Here is a 1,553-nt window from a genome sequence, read left to right on the forward strand (position 1 = left end):
CATCTTGCTCGATAGAGCCAGATTCACGTAGATCAGAGAGTTGTGGACGTTTATCTGTTCTGTTTTCGACTTGACGTGAAAGTTGTGAAAGAGCGATAATAGGAATATTTAACTCTTTGGCTAAAGCTTTGAGCCCCGTCGTAATTTCTGTAATTTCTTGAACACGATTTTCAGATGAGCGCTTTGAGCTACTTGTCATGAGTTGGATATAATCGATAATTAAAACATCCAAACCATGTTGTCGTTTGAGGCGTCGTGCACGGGCAGCCAGTTGCGTAATTGATATTCCCCCAGTTTGATCAATATAAAGGGGAGCCTTTTGGAGTTGGTTTACCGCACGGATGATTTTTGAAAATTGTTCCTCTGAAATATGACCACGTCGAATATCAGAAGAAGAGACTTCTGTTTGTTCAGAAATAATACGTGTTGCAAGCTGTTCTGAGGACATTTCAAGTGAGAAGAATCCTACAATGCCGCCTTCATTTTCTTCGGTATTACCATTATGATTATAAGCATTAGCAATATTAAAGGCAATGTTGGTCGCTAGTGAAGTTTTACCCATACCAGGGCGTCCCGCAAGGATAATTAAGTCCGATGCTTGTAATCCCCCCATTTTTTCATCAAGTGTTTTAATATGGGTGGCTATCCCTGATAATTGTGAAGAACGTTTTTTTGCAGCACTTGCCATATCAATTGCTTTTTTAACAGCCTCATTAAAATTTTCAAATCCACCTCCATATTTCCCTTTTTCTGCAAGCTCAAATAACTGATTTTCAACAGTTTCAATTTGTTGGGTAGGCGTAAGCTCTACAGGAGCATCAAAGGCTGTATTGACAATTTGAGTTCCAAGGTTGATCAAAGATCGACGGATAAAAAGGTCGTAAATAACTCGCCCATAATCTTCAGCGTTAATAATGGTAACTGCCTCTTTGGCTAAACGAATAACATATTGGTATACAGTAATATCTCCAATTTTTTCTTCCATTTGAATATAGGGCTTGATCGTAACCGGATCTACAAGTTTTCCTGTTTTAATAAGATGAGATAAAACAGTATAAATCTTTTGATGTAATGGTTCAAAAAAATGTTCTGGTTTTAAAAAATCCGAAACGCGATCAAGAGAATCATTATTGATAAAGATGGCGCCAAGTAATGCCTGTTCAGCTTCAATATTATGCGGAAGTTGTCGAAAAGAGGGAGAATCTTCTTTTTTCGAAGAGCTGACATTAACAACGCTAGTTTCTTCCATAATATTTTCCCATTAAAATTCTAAGCCTAGCTACTTAAGGCGATAAATTGAAGGATGTACATCGAAAGAATAGGGCTATAAAGCTTCATTTTAAGTTAAAATCATACAATTTTTAAGAACTCTCTTTTTGTTGCTCATTTATCATTCGTGTATTATTTATATAATATCTATTTCGTATGTTTATTTTTATAATATGTGATTTTTTTAAAGAGGTAGTTTCGGTAATCTAAAATTTAAGTATTCTAAAATTCCAGTACCGGTGTAGGTTAGAATTACTTTTCTCTATTTAAAATTATGAGGATAT

At 35.4% G+C, this 1,553-nt stretch carries 1 protein-coding gene; it reads right to left on the reverse strand.

What is annotated here, in order from left to right; genetic code table 11:
- The coding region (locus BN338_RS05565; RefSeq protein WP_039759858.1) for a replicative DNA helicase at positions 1 to 1,249 on the reverse strand (1,249 nt) is incomplete at its 3' end.
- Positions 1,250 to 1,553 lie beyond the last annotated feature (304 nt).

This window comes from Bartonella queenslandensis AUST/NH15, assembly GCF_000312585.1.
Taxonomy (GTDB): Bacteria; Pseudomonadota; Alphaproteobacteria; order Rhizobiales; family Rhizobiaceae; genus Bartonella; species Bartonella queenslandensis_A.